Raw genomic sequence first — 18983 nt, forward strand, 5'->3', positions numbered from 1 at the left:
AAATTGGGTGAACGGCGAAAGGTTTGCCGCGGCTTTTTGACTTCTCCCGCCCCATCCCGGGTGTGTGCCGGGGCCTCCCCGGCCTTGTGGCGGCGCGGCCGGGGCTTTGCAGTGGGGCCGTGGCGGCCTTGCGACGACGGTGCAATCGCAACGCGTCTGCGCCGTAATCGCCGCGCGTCCACGGTGCAATCTCAGTGCGAATACGGCGTGATCGCCACGCGCCCACGGCGTGCTGCGGGCAGGGCGGGCGGCTGCGCCGCAAAGTTTCACCATTATTGGGTATTGCGGCAGTAGGACGGAATGCTTACTTTTGTAAGGAACAAAAACCGCAAACATGAACAGGTCTGATAATAATAAGGTGAAGAAACCCTCGGCCCTGCGCACCCTAATGGGCTATGCTGGGCCGTTGCGCTGGCTCCTGGTGGGCTCGTGGGTGCTCTCGGCAACGAGTGCACTGATGGGGTTGGCGCCCTTGGTCTATATCTGGCAGATATTGCACGACGTGCTTGACGGCCGCATGGCCCACGTGGCGCACTACGGATGGGTGGCCGTGGGCTGGGCCGTGGCGGCGATGGCGGTCTATGTGGGGGCGCTGATGTGCTCGCACGTGGCGGCATTCCGTGTGGCAACCAACATTCGCCGGCGGCTTCTGCGCCACATCGTGCGGCTGCCCCTGGGCTTCATGGACGGCATGGGCAGCGGACGGCTGCGCAAGACGGTCAACGAGGCCAGCGCCGCCACGGAGACCTATCTGGCCCACCGGCTGCCCGATATGGCCGGGAGCTATGCCACGCCCGCGGGCATGCTGGTGTTGCTGTTTTGGTTCGACTGGCACATGGGACTGCTCTGCATGGCCACCGTGGCACTGGCCTTTGCCATCCTCTTTGCGTTCATGATAGGGCCGTCGCTCCGCCAGACCATGACCGAATACCAGAATGCGCTCGACCGCATGTCGAACGAGGCCGTGGAATACGTGCGCGGCATCCCGGTGGTGAAGACGTTCGGGCAGACGGTGTTCTCGTTCAAGCGGTTCAAACAGACCATCGACGACTACAGTTGCTGGGTCATCGGCTACACGCGCTCGGTGCGCACGCCGATGATTTTCTACACAACGATCAGCAATGGCGTGTTTGCCGTGCTCGTGGGCTATGCGCTTTGGGCCGCCGCCGAGGCCGCCACACACGCGTTTCTGCTCAATCTTGTCTACTACGTCATCGTGTCCCCGGTGCTCACGCTGATGCTTACGCGTATCATGTTTCAGAGTGAAGACCTCATGTTGGTGGAGGACGCCCTGCACCGCATTGGCGAGGTGATGGCCATGGAACCCCTGCCCGAGACGGCCAGCCCCCGGCAGCCCCGCGACCATGGCATAGTGCTCGCCGACGTGTCGTTTGCTTATCTCTCGGCCCGGGGCCGCTCGGCCGCCGTCAGCCACGTGTCGCTGGAGGTGAAAGCCGGCGAGCATGTGGCCTTCGTGGGGCCGTCGGGCGGCGGCAAGACCACGCTGGCCAGCCTCGTGGCCCGGTTCTGGGATGCCGACAGCGGCGTGGTGAGCGTGGGCGGCGTGGATGTGAAGCAGATAGCCAAACACACGATGATGGACACCGTCTCCTTTGTCTTTCAGGACAGCTGCCTGCTCAAGACCTCCATTCTCGAGAACGTGCGCCTGGGCCGTCCGGCGGCCACGCGGGCCGAGGTGGAGGCGGCGCTCGAGGCCGCACAGTGCGGCGACATCGTGGCCCGCTTGCCGCGGGGCATCGACACCGTGATAGGCAGCCGCGGAACCTACCTTTCCGGGGGCGAGCAGCAGCGCGTGGCCATCGCCCGTGCCATGCTGCGCAACACGCCGATACTGATTCTCGACGAGGCCACGGCCTTTGCCGACCCCGACAACGAGGAGCGCGTGCTGCGGGCTTTCGACGTGCTGGGCCGGGGAAAGACCGTGCTCATGATAGCCCACCGGCTCTCCACGGTGGTGAGGGCCGACCGCATCTTTGTGCTCAGCAACGGCAGCGTGGCCGAGCAGGGCACCCATGCCGAACTGCTCGCGCAGGGCGGGCTCTATGCCTCCATGTGGAAACAATACAACGAAACCCTAAACTATCAGAGAAGATGATTGTCGAAAAACTGCAACACCAGTACGCCCTCTCCCGCCGGGGAGCCAGGGACATGATGTGGGCGTGCGCCAGTTGCACCTTGAGCAACTGGGTGCTGATGATGCCTGTGGGGCTGCTGTTCTGGCTCGTGGCCGACTTGTTGCAAGGGCCGCTCCGGCCGGAGCGGATGTGGCTTTACGCTGCGGGCACCGCCGGCTGTCTGCTGCTCATTGCTGCCAGCTATGCCTGGCAATACAAGAAAACGTTCTATGCCACCTATATAGAGAGCGGCGTGCGGCGCATTGCCGTGGCCGAACGGTTGAGACGGCTGCCGCTGAGCTTCTTCGGAAAGAAAGACCTGGCCGACCTTACCAGTACCATCATGAGCGACTGCGCCTCCATCGAGACAGCCTCGTCGCACTTCATCCCCGAGTTCTACGGCTCCATTGCCTCCACGCTGCTCGTGGCGGTGCCACTTTTCTTCTTCGACTGGCGGCTGGCGTTGGGCTCGTTGTGGCCGTTGCCCGTGAGTCTGGCGGTCGTAGCACTCTCTCCCCACGTCATCGACCGGCTGGAACGACGGCAGATGGGGGCCAAAATGGCGCTGGCCGACGGCATACAGGAATGCCTGGAAGCCTTGCGCGAACTGAAAACCAGCAATGCCGAAGCCGACTACCTGCGGGGACTGGACCTGAAAATCAAGGCTGTGGAGCGCAGGGCGCAGGTGAGCGAGCTGGGCGGGGCCCTGTTTGTCGTGCCGGCGCAGATGGTGCTCAAGGTCGGTATAGCCACTACGGCCATCGTCGGAGGCGGCTTGCTGGCCGCGGGAAACGTCACGGTGCTCACATTTTTCATGTTCATGCTGGTGATTTCGCGGCTCTACGATCCCATGGGCGGGGCGTTGGTCAACCTTGCGGCCATCCTAATGCTTCGTGTTCGCACCGAGCGGATGAACGGCATACTGGAGCATCCCGTGCAGGAGGGCCGCGACGAACTGACCAATCAGGGCTACGACATCCGCTTCGACCACGTGTCGTTTGGCTACGATGCCGGCGCCCAAGGCCGTGAAGACGTGCTCCACGACGTGACGTTCACCGCACGCCAAGGCGAGGTGACGGCCCTCATCGGTCCGTCGGGAGGCGGTAAAACCACGGTGAGCCGGCTGGCAGCCCGCTTCTGGGACTGCACCGACGGGCGGGTTTGCATCGGCGGCATGGATGTGTCGCAGACCGACCCCGAGCGGCTGCTCACGCTCTTTTCCATCGTGTTTCAGGACGTGACGCTGTTCAACAACACGGTGATGGAGAACATTCGCATAGGCCGCCGGGACGCCACCGACGAGGAAGTGATGGCTGCTGCAAGGATGGCACACTGCGACGAGATGGTGGAACGGCTGCCCAACGGCTGGCAGACGCTCATCGGGGAGAACGGCTCGGAACTCTCGGGAGGCGAGCGGCAGCGCATCTCCATTGCCCGCGCCTTTCTCAAGGACGCCCCCATCATCCTGCTCGACGAGCCCACATCGTCGCTCGATGTGGAGAACGAGGTGCTTGTGCAACAGGCTGTTGTCCGCCTCATTCAGAATAAAACGGTGCTCCTCATTGCCCACCGCATGCGGACTGTGGCCGGTGCCGACCGCATCGTCGTCCTGCAGAATGGCACCGTGGCCCAGCAGGGCACGCCGGCCGAACTGCTTGCACAGGGCGGATTCTTCAAGGAAATGATGGAAAAGCAGGCGTGCGCCGAAGAGATAGGAAACGAAAACTAAACTTGTAAATATACTGAATCATGGAAAAAGGAAAAGCTGATTATGGGAACTGGGTTTCCAATTATGTGTTGCAACTCTTGGTGATCGTCACCTTGGGAGCGGTGGTTGTGCTGGCTGCGGTGGAGTGGGCGTTCCATCAACCTGTCGTGACGGGACTGGCAGCTCTGCTCGTGGTGCTGATGTTGGCCATGCTGGTGTACATGTGGTTGTGCCGCAGGGCCTTTGCTTTCGACGGTGGAGGCTTGATGGGTATGTTCCATGCGCATCTGGTGGAACACCTGGACTGGGACGGACGGGGCACGCTGCTCGACGTGGGCTGCGGCTCGGGCGCGCTGAGCATTCGCTGCGCCAAGCAGTTTCCCGAGGCCGAAGTTGTGGGCATTGACTACTGGGGCAAGATGTGGAACTATGGCAAGGCGCAGTGCGAGTGCAATGCCGCCGCCGAGAGCGTGGCCAACCGCATCCGGTTCGAGCGTGGCGACGCGGCCCGGCTGGCCTTTGCCGACGATGCGTTCGATGCCGTGGTGAGCAACTTTGTGTTCCACGAGGTGAAGACGCAGCCCGACAAACAGCAGCTTGTGCTGGAGGCACTGCGCGTGCTGAAGCCCGGCGGCAGCTTTGCCTTTCAGGATCTTTTCGACAGCAAGATGGTGTATGGCGACATCCGCCGACTGTTCGACCGCCTGCGCGCCGACGGCTACACCGACCTGCATTACATTGGGCAGGTGGAGCGGCAGGGGTTCGTTCCCCGCTTCCTGCGCGCGCCGTGGATGATTTGCCACATCGGGCTCATCTACGGACGGAAGCCCGGCGGCCAGGCCTGATGGGCCTCGCCGCCGGCCGAAAGGCCTGCCGGGGTGCAGAAAAACGGCGGGGTGGGACTGCTGATTCGGCTTTTATTGCTAATTTTGCAGTGCTTCCTTTGGGAAGAGGATATATATAATAAGGTGTAAAATCAGATGAAGAAGCATTCCCTATTCCGTTTCATGCTGTGCGTTTCCCTCCTGACGGGGTCGGCAGCCAGTGTCGTGGCCGGTGACATTTGGAGTTAAAAAAGAGCGTTTCTTCCAAAAAAGTGCCAAATTCCATGCAGTCTTTCAGGTACAATCTACTCTTTTAATAAAAAGGATAGATGTATCTATGAGTTCGGACGTTGATATAGACGCATGTAAACAGGGGGAACGGGAGGCGCTTGAACATCTGTACAAGGCATATTCAGGCAGACTTATGAAAGTCTGCCTGCACTATGTGGTAGATGAAAGCGCGGCGGAAGACATTTTGCACGACGCTTTTATCATCATCTTCTCCTCCATCAAGACGCTGAAAGACAATGCAAAGCTGGAGGGATGGATGATAACCATCGTGAGGAACATGTCTTTGAAGTACCTCCAAAGCATAGGGAAAGACACCATTCCGCTATCGTGTCTGGATGCCGAAATCCAAGATGACGCAGCCGAGGAGCAAAAGAACATAGAACTGGGACAGCTGCTTTCGGCCATAGAGTCGCTGCCGGAGGGAAACCGCGAGGTGTTCAAGCTCTCGGTGCTGGACGGTTTGTCGCATAAAGAAATAGGAGAACTGCTCGGCATCAACCCGCACAGCTCCTCTTCACAGCTGTTCAGGGCGAAGAAAATGCTGCGGGCCCTGCTGGCCAACTACTGGATGCTGCTCTTGTTGCCGCTCTTGATTCCGGTGTATCTCTATTTCATCATGAGGGACAAGACGGAGGGAACCGTCGATGTCGGGCCGACCGCGGTGGACACCCGTAAGGGTAAAACGGGGAGGGTTCAGAGAGCGGAAACGGCACGGAAAACAAGGCAAGCGGAACAGTCTGTCCCCTCGGGCATCGGCGGCGATGGCGGCAGGAGGCTGGCAACAACAACTGCCCCCATGGAGAAACTGCTTCCCCAAGTGCAACAGGACAGCGTGGAAGCTGGACTGCGGGCCGTGCCATTCAGCGCAGATTCCTTGCAGAAATATCTGGCAACAGGCATCAGCATTGGCGACTCCCTGCACTGTTTGCCACGGGTTCCCGAAATCAAGATGGTGGCGATGAACGAAGAAACGGTCTTCCGCCCCGGTCACAAAAAGAAATATCCGTGGACATTCAACTTCGGCTATTCCTCCAATGCCGGTGCGAGTGGAGCCATCTCGAATCTGGACTACTTGTCTCTTGTGGACTATGCCAATGGCGGCGCAGCTGCCAAACTGCATACTTGGGGCGATTTGAAGAGCTATTTTGTCAGGAACAATGCCCTGATGGATTCTGTCGAGCGGGCCAGAATGTCTTTGATACTTATGAACCACCCTATGGATGACGACAGTCCCTTGGGTGAAGTGGCGCACCATCACCGCCCCAAGACATTCGGCCTTTCCGTCAACAAGCAGTTGAGCCCAAGGTGGACATTCGGCACAGGCCTGACCTATACCAGGCTCAAGTCAGAGTTTGAGAGCCAATACAACAAGGCGGCACTGGTGAAAACCCAGAAAATAGACTACGTGGGCATACCGCTCCGCCTGACCTGGCAGATATGGGGCAAGGGTCGTTTCAACGCATACACGACGGGTGGCGTGACCTTTGAAATGCCCGTCCACAGCTCGCTCGACAAGAAATTCACGGTAACGGCCGATTCTTCATTCACGTTGAGGGGCGACATCAAGGCCCGCTGCCAGTGGTCCGTCAACTTGGGAGCCGGTGTGCAGTACAAGATATTCAAGCCGTTCAGCCTGTATCTGGAACCTAACATGTTCTATTACTTTGGCAATGGCAGCGGTCTTGAGACTTATCGCACGGAGCATCCGTTCTTCATAACGGTGCCGTTCGGGCTGCGGCTCACGTGGTAAGACGATAAATGATGAGAAAATAAGGGAGAAGTCATAGATTTTGTGCAGTCTTTTTGCTGTTTTTTTCTCTTTCTTATAAAGACAATAACAAGGAGAAAGAATGTACAGCATCTATGACTACATCCACAATGGGATGGTATTTGTCAACAATATAGTACGTAAACAGCATAAGGAGCTCACCTCGTTGATGATCTATTCCACCACAAGCTGTCAGTCGCGTTGCAAGCATTGTTCCATCTGGAAGAAGCCAAAGGAGAATCTAAGTCTGGAGGACATTGTCAAAATCATGGGTAGCAAATGTGTGACGAAACGAACGATGGTCGGTTTGGAGGGGGGAGAATTCATCCTTCATCCCGAAGCCGAGAGGATATTGGAATGGTTTGACGCGCATCATCCCAATTATACGCTGCTCTCCAATTGCCTTGCTGCAAGCAAAGTGATTGCGTCTGTGAAGGACCATCACCCCAAGCACCTGTACCTTTCGCTTGACGGCAATAGGGAAACCTACCGCTATATGCGGGGGCGGGATGGGTATGACAAGGTAATAGAAGTGGTGGAAGCATGCAAGGACATTGTACCCGTTTCCCTGATGTTCTGCCTTTCCCCATGGAATTCGTTCGAGGATATGGAACACGTCATAGGCATTGCGAGGAAGTATGACATTGACGTGCGTATCGGTATTTACAGTACAATGTCGTTTTTTGATACGACAAAGGAGCTGATGGAAGCCAGCGACACGGACTTTATTAGCCGGATACCTCCCTCCATACACCAAACTGACGAGAACTATGACTTCGTGGCATTGTATGACGAGTGGAAGAATAACAGGCTGAAACTTCGGTGCCATAGTATTTTCAGCGAGTTGGTCATCCACTCGAATGGGGATGTACCTATATGTCAAAACTTGGATGTGATTCTGGGAAACGTCCATGAGAACACGCTTGACGAGATTTTCAACTCACGGAAGACTTGTAAAATCCAGTGCAGACACTCGAGAGAATGCAACCAATGTTGGATAAACTACCATCGGAAGTATGATATTATCCTGTTGAGAAACTTGGAAAGAATACTTCCCAAACGAATGATAGAGCTGTTTTATGGGAAATATCAATGGACAAAGGACAGGCATGTTACCTATAAGAAGCATTTCAAGACGATAACCGCATAGTCAGAACAGTCATGGGATATTTGGACAACATCATTGGTAGATACAAGCGCATGCGCAGCATGAGGGAGTTGGACCGTGTCTATACCCGTCAGTATGCGCTCGTTGGACTTGGCAGCCATTGTGTCAGCAATCTGTTGCCGGTCATACAGTATCTTCAGTTGCCACTGAAATATATCTGCTGCACCTCAGAGAAAAAGGCAGGGTTGATTTCCCAAAAGTACAGGGGAGTTCAGGGAACGTCTTCTCTACAGGACATTTTGAGTGATGATACGGTCTCCGGTGTCTTTGTCGCCGCCAATCCGCATGCACATTTTCACATTGCCGGAGAGGTCATTAGGTCAGGGAAATCTTTGTTCATAGAGAAACCACCTTGTAGGGATGGCAGTGAGTTGGAGTCTCTGACCGATGCCGCCAAGCGGTGTGGAACAAAAGATATTATGGTGGGACTGCAAAGACGCTTTGCTCCTGCTACCCGGATTCTCCAAAAACGTTTGAGGGGTGAGGGCAAGCGGCATTATCATTACCGTTATCTGACAGGACTGTACCCGGAGGGTGATGCCTTGTTTGATTTGTTTATCCATCCGCTTGACTATGTTGTGTTTCTCTTTGGCCAGGCAAAGGTGAAGATGGCAGACGTAATCATTGGCAGGGATGGTGGGCAGACCTTGTTTCTTGTCTTGGAACACAAAGACGTAACAGGCATGCTGGAACTGTCAACGGACTATTCTTGGCAGGATGCGCAAGAGCTGTTAAGTATCAGTACGGATAAAGGACAGTATATGTTGGACAGAATGGAGAAACTTGATTTCTCCCCAAGACGCTCTGCAGTGTTGGGAATTCCATGGGAGAAAGTTGCCCCAAGCCGTACCGTTGTCGTCAATCTATACGGAAGAAATGGCTTTGTTCCGACCGTGCCCAACAACCAAATTGTCTCGCAAGGCTTCTTTTCGGAGATAAAAACATTTGCTGATATGGTGGAAGATAACATAGGCAAGAGCCGAAAGTATGGACTGGAAAGCATGAAGGCAACCTACTATCTTTTGGGCGAAATAAAAGCAAAGATAAACAAGGTTTAGGCAGTATGCGTATTTTCTTAGTAATAAATTAAAAAAACAACAGGTTCGTTGTCTACAGCGTGTGTGCTTTTCCTCTTTAATACTAATAGTAACAATATCAAATCTATCTCATCATGAAAAAGGTATTCTATAGTCTGGTATGTCTCGTTGGACTGTCGGCATGCTCCTCTGAGAATGTAGTCCTTAGTGGATTAAAAGTTTATGATGTCGCAAACTCGACTTGCAAGACCTCCTTGTCTCCAACAGAGACGCAGCGTGATTTCTATGCGGCAAATTATTCCAAGCTCGCTACGCTTGACATTGAGCTGAAAGAGGACGGGATTGCCCGGTGTATGCTGGAAGATGTGAAAGCCAACTGCGCTGTAAGAAACATTTTAGTGGACATCGCCAATCAGGACAATCAAATGATTCTGCTTGTGTATCACAAGCCGCTTGAAGTGCTCGCGGACTGCATTTGCGACTTTGACGTCAATTTCAAGATGAGTAAACTGACGCCCGGCAACTATCAATTGAAAGTGTACTATGCCAGAACCAACATGAAATATGACGAATCCGATATGGCATATCAGGGACAGGTCAATCTCGTAAAGAACAAAAAGGTTAGCGTAACGCTCAAGCCCGAAATGGTTTTACCGGAAAATTAAGGCATGATGGGTTTTCCATTGGGCCGACAGTAAAGGTAGGTCTGCCTTTGGGAATTGCTGCCAAAGGGTCTGTTCTCTATGAACGGCTCTTTGGTTTTTTATTTCATGAAAGTGCAAAATCATAAAAAATAGGTATTGTGCTACATTTATAGAATGGTTAACTTTGCAGTCAAATAGAAAGCTTTTACAAATTATAGAATAATGAAATCGATTTTTCGGACAATCGTACTTGCGTCGCTGGCTATGACAGTCAGCGTGTCGGCACTTGCGGCCGGCTATGTGAAGGTAAGTGGCAAGGACGGAAAAGCGACCTGTTTTGCTCTTTCGGAAAAGCCCAAGGTGACGTTTTCTGGAAACGACCTCGTGCTGAAGACAGAGCGAGAGACGGTCAATTATCCATTAAGTGATGTGCTTACTTTCGAGTTTACCGACGAGACGACAGGAATTGGCGCCGCTACTCAGGCTGCGAAAGGGAATGCTGTGTTCAGGTTTGGCTCCTCTATCAAGGGCGAAGGCTTGCAGCCTGGTAGCCGTGTTGACGTTTATGCAGTTAACGGCCAGACTGTCGGCACAGCCATTGTAACCGCCAACGGCTCTGTCGAGATTTCTCTCAATGGCCAGTCGGGCGTGTTCATTGTAAAATCATTAAACAAGACATTTAAATTTATCAAGAAGTAAATGAAGAAGATTTTTACCTTAGTCGTTGCAGCTTTACTGTTTGCGGCCAGCATGCAGGCGCAGACTGTAACCATCAATAAGAAGGACGGGTCGTCAGTTACTTATAGTGCCGATGAAATAACGAACATCCAATTTGGGCCGGCTGCTCCTGACACGACGGTGCTTCACGAGTTCACGGGTTACCTGACAGTCAGCAGCAAGTTCTTTACCAACATGTATTATGGAGACGCTGCCCAGATGAAAGTCATGCAGGTAGGTGAGCAATACCTTGCGCGCTTCAGCGATGCACAGTGGGGCAACGGCCTTTTCAACATCACAATGGATAAGGGAACAATTGCCGGAACCGGCAAAATCTCAGTCCCCAACCAGCATGGCGGTGGCGTGAAAGAGTACGAAGCAACGATCGGTGGCAAGATGACGGAGATGGCTATTTCCGTTCCCGGCTTGATGGGCGGCACAACCATCACTTGGCACTACGGCAAGGCTCCGGCCGCACTGAAGGTCTCCGGCGACTACACGGGGACGAACTCGCTGATGGTTGGCGGTATGTTTGGGCCGTATGTGGCTGCCGATGCCCTCTACAAGATCGTAGCCAATGCCGACGGTACCATCAATGTTACGACTTCGGTAGAGAACTATACCGCCACGGCAATGGGCGACCTCACTCTTGGTTCCTATACCGTTTCCAACCTTGTATACGACGAAGAGTCGAAGAGCTTCGTGCGCGACTACGGCAAGGACGGGTTGACGGTTCACTTCAAAGCCGTCAGCGAAGGCGTGACAACCATGGATAAGGACTATGACTTCAAGGATGGCAGCAGGGTTTCCGTCAGTCTTGGCGAGACCGGTACGTTGACCATCACCAACACTTTTCAGATAGGCAACATGCCATTCCCGATAACAGCAACCTATACCGGAACAAAAACTGCTCGATAACAGGCCCATGCACAAGGTCTCCCACACCATAAATATCGTTGCAGGCTGCGCCATTGCTATGATGGCGACAGCCTGCAATGGCATTTTCGACGGTGTATACGACGATGCTCCTGCCGCGCCAACCATCTTGGAGGGACAGGTCTATGTGAATGCTTCCAGCTGGAAAGACTGGTATTATATAGATTTTGACTCGCTCCGCCAGTACGTGGAACGGAAAGATACGGCTGGGCTGATGAGGGCGCAGACCCATTTTACAGCTTATCCCATCCCCATGTCGAAAACAGATGGGGCGGCCGACGACCCGACAGGACTCTATACCTATTGGTTCGATGTCTTCGGTAAAGGCCTGGGTAACCACGAGAAGCGTGGGTTTGTCGCTACCGAAGCACAACCCGAGCCGCCGTCGTGGAGCATTGCCGTCCACCGCAACAACGTGCGGACGAACGGTGGTGCCGTGCTGGAAACCAACTATACCTCGTTGAACGACCTGCCGAAGAACAGTACTGCGTTCACTGGAGCGACGTTTCAAACCGACGAATGGACGGAGACGGAAGTCTGGGCCGATCAGTCGCAGATGCTCCAAAGTCTGGTGGGTTGCCAGGGCATTGCCATCAATAAGGTGCTGTCGTCCTGGCTTCGGTTGGACATTCCCCCCATGCCCCCCGCATTCACGCTGAACAATCACGTCTTCATCATCCGCCTGAAGAGTGGCAGTTATGCTGCCGTGCAACTGGAGAACTATATGGATGCTGCCGGTACGAAGTGCTGGTTGACCATCAACTACAAGTATCCATATTAGTAAAGTCTCTCCTAACTTCTTCCCTCCAAAGGGAAGCAGACCGTATTTTCTTAAAAATGAAACGGATATCCATCATCATTTCGGCATTGGTTTGTGCGCTCCCCACCATGGGACGGACAGACGCGTTGTCTGACTCCATCAGCAAAAGTGTCGAGATGGAACAGGTCGTGGTTACAGGGACGCGCACGCCCAAACTCCTTGCCAAAACTCCTGTGCTGACAAAAGTCATATCGTCAACCGACATTCGGAAGAGCGATGCCACCAACTTGCGCGATCTTTTGGAGCAAGTGATTCCCGGCGTTGAGTTCTCGTATGCCATGAACCAGCAGGTGCATCTCAATTTTGCAGGGTTCGGAGGCCAGAGCATCCTGATATTGGTCGACGGCGAGCGGCTGGCCGGCGAGACGATGGACGACGTCGATTTCGCCCGCATCGGCATGGAGAACGTGGACCATATCGAAATTGTGAAGGGAGCTGCGTCGGCTCTTTATGGGTCGAATGCCGCCGGTGGTGTCATCAATGTCATCACCAAAGATGCCGTCCGCCCGTTTGCCCTCAATATGAATGCGCGGCTGGCACGCCACAACGAACAACGCTACGGACTGTCCTTGCAGCTTGGACAGGGACGGTGGAGCAACCTGCTGACGGTTAATCGCAACTCCACTGACAACTATAGCGTGCACAATGGCGACCATCCTGCCAGTAGAGTGGTGTCTGCCATTTATGGCGACGCAACGTGGAACTTCAGGGAACAGCTTGCCTATGCTCCGAGCGAGAAGCTCCGTATCATGGGGCGCGCCGGGTATTTCTACCGGCAACTGGTGCGCACGACGGAGACACCCGAGCGCTATCGCGACTTTTCGGGCGGACTTCGTGCGGTATGGAAGCCGACCAAACACGACAACATGGAGCTCGCTTACGCCTTTGACGAGTACGACAAGTCCGATTATCAGCGCATCACCCGGCTCGACATACGCGATTACTCCAACGTGCAGAACAGCTTCCGTCTGCTCTACAGTCACACTTCCGGTGATGGCGACGTGCTTTCGGCTGGTGCCGACTACATGCACGACTATCTTTTCAACATCAACCTGGCAGGGCACATGCGCAAGCAGGACACTTTTGACGCCTATGCGCAGTACGACTGGAATGCAAGCAAGTACTGGGAAGTGGTGGGTGCGCTCCGCTACGACTACTTCTCAAACGGCCGCACCTCCCGCCTTACGCCGAAAGTGAGCGTCCGCTATCAGCCCATTCACAACCTCAATATCCGCTTTGGCTATGGCATGGGCTTCCGCGCACCGACGCTGAAAGAGAAGTTCTACAGTTTCGATATGGCCGGCATCTGGATGGTAGAGGGCAATCCTGACCTGAAGCCCGAGGTGAGCCACAACTTCAATCTCTCCGGGGAATACACCAAAGGACGGTGCAATCTCACGATCAGCAGCTACTACAACCGTATCGACAACAAGATAGCCACGGGTGCGCCTTTCTATAAAAACGCTTCCGACGTCATGCCTCACCTGCCTTATCTGAACCTTGACAACTATTCCGTGATCGGTGGTGAGGCAACGGCACAGGTGCGTTGGCCGGACGGCATCACGGCGCGTCTGTCCTACGCCTATACGGACGAACATTTGCCAAAGGACAAGAACAGCAACTCCGTGAACAACCAGTACATCCCGGCCCGCAAGCATTCGCTGACGGGACACGTGGACTGGGACCGCCAGTTCTCGAGAAACTATGGGTTGAACATTGGGCTGGACGCCCGCTTTCTTTCGGCTGTTGACAATCTGGAGTTTGTCGATTACTACGACATTTCCAAGGGAGTCAACACCATTCACTATCCTGCCTATGCGCTCTGCAAGCTCTCGTTGGTGCAGCGGGTGGGCAAGGCGGTGAAACTAAGTGTCGCCCTCGACAACCTCTTCAACTACAAGCCGGAGTACTATTACCTGAACTGCCCCCTGACGGATGGGACAAATCTGATGGTGGGATTGTCGGTCGATGTCGACAAACTCTTTTAGATGGCCATGGCAAATCCGTTCCACGGGCCTTTGACGACGCACTGCTATTTGGCACAATTTCCCAAACTCTTCTCCTCCTCTAACTCCCAAGAATGAAAATGAAAAAGAAAATCTACTGGTGGCGAACCGTCGCCTCGTTTGTTCTCGTATTGTTCACGATGCCCCTTGGCCATGCACTGATGATTCTCATGGAGAAGTTTATGCAGCCCACAGCGGTGCATTACGCCGGCTTCGCACTCGGATTGGTCGGACTGGTGATGGTCATAACGGGCGTGTTTGTCAAGGGCGACACCCGCCAAACCCTGTGGGGACTCTTTGGTGGACTGCTCTTTTGGACAGGTTGGGTGGAGTTTCTCTTCCTCTATTATGCCCGCCGCTATGGCGTGCAGCCCGAAATAGAGCATGGCGAAATCGTCACCAAGCCCGAGTATCTCATCATGCCCGCCTCGTTTGGCATGTGGATGATGGTGATGACGATGTACATTTTCAGTGTCAAGAACGGTTGCGACTTCATTACTTGGGTTCAGAAACGACTCTTCGGCAATCGTCACAAGGAAATCGTTTTCCAGCCCATGACACGCCATACGTCCATCATTACCTTCATGGAACTCAACATGATGCTCTGGGCGATGTACCTGCTGCTCATGTTCTGTTACGACAAGAACTTCCTCGGCGACCACCATCCCGTAACCTATCTGGTGGGCATTGGCTGCTTCATCGGCTCGCTGTTCATGATGAAGCGACAGCTCCACATTGCCGCTTGGGGGGCCAACATTCGTATGGCAGTCGCTACAGTGATCATCTTTTGGACGCCCGTTGAGATCCTCGGGCGCATCAACTTCTTCCAAGAGTTCTGGGTAGAGCCCGAGAAATATACCACATTGATGCTCTGCATCCTCGTCGCTTTCCTCGTGTTGCTGTTTTATTTCTGGGCGAAAGCGTCGAAACGGAAACCTAACCATTAAATAAAACAACTATGACAAAAGGTATGAAGATTGCAGTTCTTTGGCTGCTGGTTATCTGTGGCTTCGCAAGCCACTCCGTGTGTGACATGCTGCCCATGTTCTGGGGCAAGGATATGGCAGTCGTCGCTACCGACGGCAACGTCGACCAAGGCATGATGGTCTTCATGATGCTACTCTCTTTCTTTGTCCCCGTTTGCGGCATTTTCTGTTCATGGCAGCGGGCGAAGGCTTTGAGAATAACCAATGCCGTGCTGGCCGTGCTCATCGCATTGTTCAACATTGCCCATGCCGTGATGGAATTGCCGTCGGACAATGCGGGGCAGTATGTCGTCATGCCCACGATGATTCTTATCGGTCTTGTGCTGGCATGGCAAAGCATTCAGCATGTGAGGGAGGGGCAGCGATGAGACTTCTGAACAACTTTTTCAGCAACTGCGCCCATCCGCAAGGCCGGATGGGACGGGTCGTGCTGCGCTTCATGAATATAGGTCACGCCCCGCTGACCAAATGGGGGCTTAGCCTTATCGGCTTCAGGGACGGATGGACGATGCTTGACATTGGCTGTGGCGGCGGGGCTACGTTGAAACGGCTGCTGGAAAGGAGCAGGGACGGCAGGGCTTATGGCATCGACATCTCGGAAGAAAGTGTGGCAAAATCACGTGAGGTGAATGCTGAAGAGCTTGGCAAACGAGTGTTCGTCTGCCAAGGGACTGCCGAGTCTCTGCCTTATGGCGACCAGGAGTTCGACCTTGTGACGGCCGTCGAGACGATTTATTTCTGGCCCAACCTTCCTCATTGTTTGCAAGAGGTGCGCCGTGTGTTGAAGCCGGGCGGCCGGTTCGTCGTCATGATCGAAGTGGCCAACGCCGATTCCGTATGGACGAAAGTGGTGGATGGCATGACGGCCTATTCGCCCGAGCAACTCAAAGAACTGCTCGAAGATGCAGGTTTCACCCAAACAGAAATCCACCGTAAGAAGCCATCGTATGCCGTCCTCTTCGGTGTAAATCCATAAGCATACATAGTCGGTTTGCCAGAATCGCGATGCCCCGCACGGGCTGGTTCCCTCCAATATTCGTCGTGGCGGCCGATATTATGATTAAAAAAAGAGGCCGATTCAATCGGCCTCTTTTGAATATAGTCGGGATTACTGGACTCGAACCAGCGACCTCGCGCCCCCCAGACGTGTGCGCTACCAACTGCGCCAAATCCCGAACTATCTGTTTTACGGCTGCAAAGGTATGGATATTTTTTGGAACAACCAAACTTTCGGGCAAGTTTTTGCTTTGTTTTGGATATTTAAAGTAATTATACGGAGGCGTTTTCGGTGGTTTCTTCTTTATTTTCGTAAATTTGCACGAGCATTCGCCCGCGTGCCGTTTCCTAAGGACGGGCGGCGGCGGGAGGGTGTGGCGCAACTGCCGGGAACACGGACTTCAGGCGAAACGAAAGGGCAGGGGCGCGACCATAACGATTGATGATGAAAAGAATAACAACTTTATTGCTGCTGCCGGCAGTGCTGCTGATGGCCTCTTGCGGGGGCGACGACGGCTTGATGGTCGGCAACAGCGGGGCCGACCAGGACGAAGATGGCACCACGGCCACCGTGGACAGCAACTACGTGTACCAGTTGCCCGTCATCTTCCACGTGCTTTATCAGGATGCCAACAACGCCGCCCAGTATATCCCGGCAAGCCGTCTCAAGAACCTGTTGCAGTATGTCAACGAGATCTATCAGGGCGGCATCTACGGCGAAAGCGCCAATGTGCGCCTCCGCTTCGTACTGGCCGAGCAGGACGAGAGCGGCAAGACGCTCGCCACGCCCGGCGTGGAATACATTCGCTACACGGGCGAATACCCCATCGACGAGTCGGCTTTCATGACCGCACAGGCCAATGCCCGGTACATCTGGGACCCGAATGAGTACATCAATGTCATGCTGTACCCCTTCAAGGAACAGGATGGCGGCACGGTGTTGGGCCTGTCGCACATGCCCTATACCATCAAGGGCGACCATGCCCTTGCCGGTTTGGAGACCACCGCCGAGACCTATATCTCCAAGTCGCGGCTGGGCTATCCTCTCTGTTCGTCCATCAACAGCCGCTATGCCGCACAGGCTTCCGGGGGCGGTTACTACCAGTCCGACCGCTACATGGCCGCCGATCACCAGGCCAGTTTTATCTCTTCGGTCGATGTCGTCGTCACGTTGGCGCACGAGCTGGGCCACTATCTGGGTCTCTACCATGTCTTTACAGAAGCCGGCAACTCCACGGCGGCGGCCGATGTCTTTGAGCCGGTCGACTCGTGTGGCGACACTGATTATTGCAAAGACACCCCCTCCTACAACCGCGCCGACTACAGCCGCTACCTTTCTTCCTACGCCGCAGGCAACAGCACGATGAACGTTTTGGACTTGCTCAGGCGGTATGCCTGCGACACCTCCTCCTATTACAGCGCCAATATCATGGACTACGCTTTCACGCTGGGCTTCAAAATCTCCGACGAGCAACGGGCCCGCATCCGCAACGTGCTCTACTACAGTCCGCTCATTCCCGGCCCCAAGCTCAACGGCGCCAACCGTCGTACGCGTGCCACGACCGTCGGGGGCACGCAGCTCTACACCCGTCCACGTCTTATCAGATAACGCAAACAGGATAACTCATGACCTACGAAATCACAGCTCCGCCCTCTCTCGAAGCCACCGTCGCCCTGCCTTCCTCGAAGAGCATCAGCAACAGGGCGCTCATTATCCACGCGCTGACGGGTGGCGCCGTCCAGCCATCCAACCTCTCCGACTGTGACGACACGGCCGTGATGCGGGCTGCACTCGGCCTCATGCCGCCCGTCATCGACATCAAGGCGGCCGGCACGGCCATGCGGTTCTTGACGGCCTATCTGGCCGTGACCCCGGGCGAGCACGTTCTCACGGGCACCGAGCGCATGCTCCACCGGCCCATCGGCATCCTTGTGGACGCCCTGCGCAGCCTGGGCGCCCAGATAGACTATGAGGGCGAAGAGGGCTTTCCGCCCCTGCGCGTCCGCGGCGGGCGGCTGCCCGGCGGCCGGTTGGAGATGCAGGGCGACGTGAGTTCGCAGTTCATCTCGGCCTTGCTGATGGTGGGCCCAGTCATGGCCGACGGGCTGGTGCTCCAGCTTACGGGCAACATCGTGTCGCGCCCCTACATCGACATGACGCTCTGCATGATGCGTGAGCACGGAGCCGCGGCCGACTGGACCGATGTGGACACCATCTCCGTGCGGCCAACGCTCTATGCCACGACCCCTTACCTCATCGAGAGCGACTGGAGCGCGGCCAGCTATTGGTACGAAATGCTGGCGCTCTATGGGGGTAGAAACCGCATCAGGCTGGGCGGACTCTCCGACGGTTCCAGGCAGGGCGACTCCGTGGTGAAGTACATTTTCTCGCTGCTGGGCGTGCGGACCAACTTCGTGTGCGGCTCCGACGGCACAGCTCCCGGCGTGGAGCTGGAGCGGCGCATGGCGCGCGTGCGCCACCTCGACTTCGACTTCACCAACTGTCCCGACCTGGCCCAGACGGTGGTCACCACCTGCTGCGCACTCGACATTCCCTTTCACTTCACGGGTTTGGCCAGTCTGCGAATCAAGGAGACCGACCGCATCGAAGCCCTCAAGACCGAACTGCGCAAGCTGGGCTACCTGATTCGCAGCGAGAACAGCTCCGAGCTCATCTGGGAGCACGGCCGCTGCGAGCCCACGTTCGCCCCCATCGACACCTACGAAGACCACCGCATGGCCATGGCCTTTGCGCCCTTGGCCGTCAAGTTTCCGGGGCTGCGCATCCGCCATCCCGAGGTGGTGTCGAAGTCATATCCCCGCTACTGGGACGACCTGGCGCGGGCGGGCTTCAGCGTCTGCCCCGTGGAGGCCGAATGAATGCGGCGCAAACGCGTCATGAAATCAGTGTAATCGCGCTGCGTTTGCGGCCTTTTCTCGGGCCCGT

General features: G+C 55.2%; 17 protein-coding genes and 1 tRNA gene. 17 read left to right on the plus strand and 1 reads right to left on the minus strand.

From position 1 onward, the window contains the following. The first annotated feature begins 334 nt into the window (after positions 1–334). The 14 genes from L888_RS0101225 to L888_RS0101290 all read left to right on the plus strand — a co-directional run bounded on the left by L888_RS0101225 (position 335) and on the right by L888_RS0101290 (position 16016). A complete protein-coding gene (locus L888_RS0101225; RefSeq protein ID WP_044248327.1) occupies positions 335–2116 on the plus strand; it encodes an ABC transporter ATP-binding protein in 1782 nt (593 codons plus the stop codon). Next, entirely contained in the window at positions 2113–3864 is a 1752-nt protein-coding gene (locus L888_RS0101230) for an ABC transporter ATP-binding protein (RefSeq protein ID WP_027951551.1), read from the plus strand. The genes L888_RS0101225 and L888_RS0101230 overlap by 4 nt, the downstream gene beginning before the upstream one ends. Before the next feature lie 20 nt (positions 3865–3884). After that, the gene (locus L888_RS0101235) at positions 3885–4688 is read left to right on the plus strand and encodes a class I SAM-dependent methyltransferase (protein ID WP_027951552.1); all 804 of its coding nucleotides are present in this window, start codon (positions 3885–3887) and stop codon (positions 4686–4688) included. Between the two features lie 316 nt (positions 4689–5004). Next, on the plus strand, positions 5005–6708 hold the full coding sequence (locus tag L888_RS0101240; protein WP_027951553.1) for a sigma-70 family RNA polymerase sigma factor: 1704 nt from the start codon (positions 5005–5007) through the stop codon (positions 6706–6708). A gap of 100 nt (positions 6709–6808) precedes the next feature. Continuing rightward, positions 6809–7876 carry a radical SAM protein gene (locus L888_RS0101245; RefSeq protein ID WP_027951554.1) on the plus strand — a complete coding sequence of 356 codons (1068 nt, stop codon included), beginning with the start codon at positions 6809–6811 and terminating at the stop codon, positions 7874–7876. A gap of 11 nt (positions 7877–7887) precedes the next feature. Continuing rightward, positions 7888–8952: a Gfo/Idh/MocA family protein gene (locus tag L888_RS0101250; RefSeq protein ID WP_027951555.1), complete on the plus strand. Its 1065-nt coding sequence runs from the start codon at positions 7888–7890 to the stop codon at positions 8950–8952. A gap of 113 nt (positions 8953–9065) precedes the next feature. Then, positions 9066–9596: a hypothetical protein gene (locus L888_RS0101255; RefSeq protein ID WP_027951556.1), complete on the plus strand. Its 531-nt coding sequence runs from the start codon at positions 9066–9068 to the stop codon at positions 9594–9596. A gap of 201 nt (positions 9597–9797) precedes the next feature. Beyond that, positions 9798–10274, plus strand: coding sequence for an Ig-like domain-containing protein (locus tag L888_RS0101260; protein WP_027951557.1), 477 nt, complete (start codon positions 9798–9800; stop codon positions 10272–10274). A gap of 51 nt (positions 10275–10325) precedes the next feature. Then, positions 10326–11210 carry a calycin-like domain-containing protein gene (locus L888_RS0101265; RefSeq protein WP_245594794.1) on the plus strand — a complete coding sequence of 295 codons (885 nt, stop codon included), beginning with the start codon at positions 10326–10328 and terminating at the stop codon, positions 11208–11210. A gap of 7 nt (positions 11211–11217) precedes the next feature. Then, entirely contained in the window at positions 11218–12009 is a 792-nt protein-coding gene (locus L888_RS0101270; protein ID WP_027951559.1) for an HmuY family protein, read from the plus strand. Between the two features lie 56 nt (positions 12010–12065). Further along, positions 12066–14036, plus strand: a complete 1971-nt coding sequence (locus L888_RS0101275; RefSeq protein WP_027951560.1) for a TonB-dependent receptor plug domain-containing protein — start codon at positions 12066–12068, stop codon at positions 14034–14036. 92 nt (positions 14037–14128) lie between these two features. Further along, positions 14129–15001 carry a hypothetical protein gene (locus L888_RS0101280; protein WP_027951561.1) on the plus strand — a complete coding sequence of 291 codons (873 nt, stop codon included), beginning with the start codon at positions 14129–14131 and terminating at the stop codon, positions 14999–15001. A gap of 23 nt (positions 15002–15024) precedes the next feature. Continuing rightward, positions 15025–15408, plus strand: coding sequence for a hypothetical protein (locus L888_RS0101285; RefSeq protein ID WP_235777467.1), 384 nt, complete (start codon positions 15025–15027; stop codon positions 15406–15408). Further along, positions 15405–16016, plus strand: a complete 612-nt coding sequence (locus L888_RS0101290; protein WP_027951562.1) for a class I SAM-dependent methyltransferase — start codon at positions 15405–15407, stop codon at positions 16014–16016. Before L888_RS0101285 ends, L888_RS0101290 begins: the two co-directional genes overlap by 4 nt. 126 nt (positions 16017–16142) lie before the next feature. Here the strand turns inward: L888_RS0101290 and L888_RS0101295 are convergent. Then, positions 16143–16215: transfer RNA gene (locus tag L888_RS0101295), tRNA-Pro, on the minus strand. Between L888_RS0101295 and L888_RS0101300 the strand changes: the two genes are divergently transcribed. The 3 genes from L888_RS0101300 to L888_RS0101310 are packed head-to-tail and all read left to right on the plus strand — an operon-like array spanning position 16189 to position 18916. Beyond that, entirely contained in the window at positions 16189–16479 is a 291-nt protein-coding gene (locus L888_RS0101300; RefSeq protein WP_156924970.1) for a hypothetical protein, read from the plus strand. The genes L888_RS0101295 and L888_RS0101300 overlap by 27 nt on opposite strands. Continuing rightward, the gene (locus L888_RS0101305; protein ID WP_027951564.1) at positions 16479–17645 is read left to right on the plus strand and encodes a zinc-dependent metalloproteinase lipoprotein; all 1167 of its coding nucleotides are present in this window, start codon (positions 16479–16481) and stop codon (positions 17643–17645) included. The genes L888_RS0101300 and L888_RS0101305 overlap by 1 nt, the downstream gene beginning before the upstream one ends. Before the next feature lie 17 nt (positions 17646–17662). After that, positions 17663–18916 carry a 3-phosphoshikimate 1-carboxyvinyltransferase gene (locus L888_RS0101310; RefSeq protein WP_027951565.1) on the plus strand — a complete coding sequence of 418 codons (1254 nt, stop codon included), beginning with the start codon at positions 17663–17665 and terminating at the stop codon, positions 18914–18916. The last annotated feature ends 67 nt before the right edge of the window (positions 18917–18983 follow it).

Source organism: Hallella seregens ATCC 51272 (assembly GCF_000518545.1).
GTDB classification, from domain to species: Bacteria; Bacteroidota; Bacteroidia; order Bacteroidales; family Bacteroidaceae; genus Prevotella; species Prevotella seregens.